This is a genomic window from Sphingobium sp. LMA1-1-1.1 (genome assembly GCF_040676365.1).
Taxonomy (GTDB): Bacteria; Pseudomonadota; Alphaproteobacteria; order Sphingomonadales; family Sphingomonadaceae; genus Sphingobium.
In genome coordinates, this window is the sequence record NZ_JBEGHS010000018.1 from 2,501 (window position 1) to 5,398 (window position 2,898).

Sequence of the window (2,898 nt, forward strand, 5' to 3'; positions counted from 1 at the left end):
AAATGGGAGAGGTATCACTAAGCTGAATAAAATAGGCTTTGGTGAAGCGAACCCGGGGAACTGAAACATCTCAGTACCCGGAGGAAAAGACATCAACCGAGATTCCGTTAGTAGTGGCGAGCGAACGCGGACCAGGCCAGTGCCTGGTGTTTAGTTAACAGAAGCCTCTGGAAAGTGGCGCCATAGCGGGTGACAGCCCCGTATGTGAAAGCGAAACATCAGGACTTGAGTAGGGCGGAGCACGTGAAACTCTGTCTGAACATGGGGGGACCACCCTCCAAGCCTAAATACTCGTACATGACCGATAGCGAACCAGTACCGTGAGGGAAAGGTGAAAAGCACCCCGATGAGGGGAGTGAAACAGTACCTGAAACCGGATGCCTACAAGCAGTGGGAGGGTCCTTGAGACCTGACCGCGTACCTCTTGCATAATGGGTCTGTGACTTAGTGTATCGAGCAAGCTTAAGCCGTTAGGTGTAGGCGCAGCGAAAGCGAGTCTGAATAGGGCGACCATGAGTTCGATGCATTAGACCCGAAACCCGGCGATCTAGGCATGACCAGGCTGAAGGTGCGGTAACACGCACTGGAGGGCCGAACCGTTTAATGTTGAAAAATTATCGGATGAGTTGTGTTTAGGGGTGAAAGGCCAATCAAGCCGGGAAATAGCTGGTTCTCCGCGAAATCTATTGAGGTAGAGCGTCGGATGATTGCCGTTGGGGGTAGAGCACTGGATGGTTGCGGGGGTCGCGAGATCTACCAATACTAACCAAACTCCGAATACCAACGAGTCTAGTCCGGCAGACAGACGGCGGGTGCTAAGGTCCGTCGTCAAAAGGGAAACAGCCCTAACCTACAGCTAAGGTCCCCAAGTCACGTCTAAGTGGGAAAGCATGTGGGATTTCCAAAACAACCAGGAGGTTGGCTTAGAAGCAGCCATCCTTTAAAGAAAGCGTAACAGCTCACTGGTCTAAATAAGAGATCCTGCGGCGAAGATGTAACGGGGCTCAAGACGTGCACCGAAGCTTAGGGTGTGATCGTTTACGATCACGCGGTAGCGGAGCGTTCCGTAGGCCGTTGAAGCGATCTGGTAATGGGTCGTGGAGGTATCGGAAGTGCGAATGCAGACATGAGTAGCGATTAACAGTGTGAGATGCACTGTCGCCGAAATTCCAAGGGTTCCTGCTTAAAGCTAATCTGAGCAGGGTAAGCCGGCCCCTAAGACGAGCCCGAAGGGGGTAGTCGATGGGAACCACGTTAATATTCGTGGGCCTGGTGGTGTGTGACGGATGGCGTAACTTGTTCGGCCTTATTGGATTGGTCCGGGCAGGGAAGTTGTCCCAGGAAATAGCCCCACCGTATAGACCGTACCCTAAACCGACACAGGTGGAATGGTAGAGTATACCAAGGCGTTTGAGAGAAGTATCCTGAAGGAACTCGGCAAATTGCCTCCGTACCTTCGGAAGAAGGAGGCCCCACATGAAGGCAACTTTTTGTGGGGGGCACAGGCCAGGGGGTAGCGACTGTTTAGCAAAAACACAGGGCTCTGCTAAGTCGGCTTCAAGACGACGTATAGGGCCTGACGCCTGCCCGGTGCCTGAAGGTTAAGAGGAGGTGTGCAAGCACTGAATTGAAGCCCAGGTAAACGGCGGCCGTAACTATAACGGTCCTAAGGTAGCGAAATTCCTTGTCGGGTAAGTTCCGACCTGCACGAATGGCGTAACGACTTCCCCACTGTCTCCAGGATATGCTCAGCGAAATTGAATTCTCCGTGAAGATGCGGAGTACCCGCGGTTAGACGGAAAGACCCCGTGCACCTTTACTGCAGCTTCAGAGTGGCATTAGGAAAGAACTGTGTAGCATAGGTGGGAGGCTTTGAAGCGATGACGCCAGTTGTCGTGGAGCCATAGGTGAAATACCACCCTGTTGTTTTCTGATGTCTAACCTCGCACCGTTATCCGGTGCAGGGACCCTCTGTGGCGGGTAGTTTGACTGGGGCGGTCGCCTCCTAAAGAGTAACGGAGGCGCGCGATGGTGGGCTCAGGACGGTTGGAAACCGTCTGTTAGAGTGCAATGGCATAAGCCCGCCTGACTGCGAGACTGACAAGTCGAGCAGAGACGAAAGTCGGTCATAGTGATCCGGTGGTCCCTCGTGGAAGGGCCATCGCTCAACGGATAAAAGGTACGCCGGGGATAACAGGCTGATGATTCCCAAGAGCTCATATCGACGGAATCGTTTGGCACCTCGATGTCGGCTCATCACATCCTGGGGCTGGAGCAGGTCCCAAGGGTTTGGCTGTTCGCCAATTAAAGTGGTACGTGAGCTGGGTTCAGAACGTCGCGAGACAGTTTGGTCCCTATCTGCCGTGGGCGTCGAAATTTGAGAGGAGTTGACCCTAGTACGAGAGGACCGGGTTGAACATACCTCTGGTGTACCTGTCGTCCTGCCAAGGGCGCAGCAGGGTAGCTATGTATGGACGGGATAACCGCTGAAAGCATCTAAGCGGGAAGCCTCCCTCAAGATAAGATTTCTTCGAGCGGTCGTAGACCACGACCTTGATAGGCCGGATGTAGAAGTGTGGTAACATATGGAGCTAACCGGTCCTAATTGCTCTGATCGCGCCTGAGAGTCCCACCATCAATGACAACACTGGATATTCCAGCAAACGTCAGCAAATGTGGTGATCAAACAGCCAGATAATCTGCACGGAAAACATCGATTAAAAAACGAAGCGCAAGCTCTATTGCTTGGTGACCATAGCGTCTGTGACCCACCCGATCCCTTCCCGAACTCGGACGTGAAACCAGTCTGCGCCGATGGTACTGTGGCTCAAGCCCCGGAAGAGTAGGGCGTCGCCAGGCATTACAGCTCGCGCTTCAATACCCATCCACAATATTTGC

General features: G+C 53.3%; 2 rRNA genes (1 of these 2 running past the window's edge). Both read left to right on the plus strand.

Annotated elements, in window-relative coordinates:
- Window positions 1–2,625 (plus strand): 23S ribosomal RNA (locus tag MRBLMA1_RS11450) (it extends 176 nt beyond the left edge of the window).
- Window positions 2,626–2,744: 119 nt separating this feature from the next.
- Window positions 2,745–2,859 (plus strand): 5S ribosomal RNA (gene rrf, locus MRBLMA1_RS11455).
- Window positions 2,860–2,898: the final 39 nt, after the last annotated feature.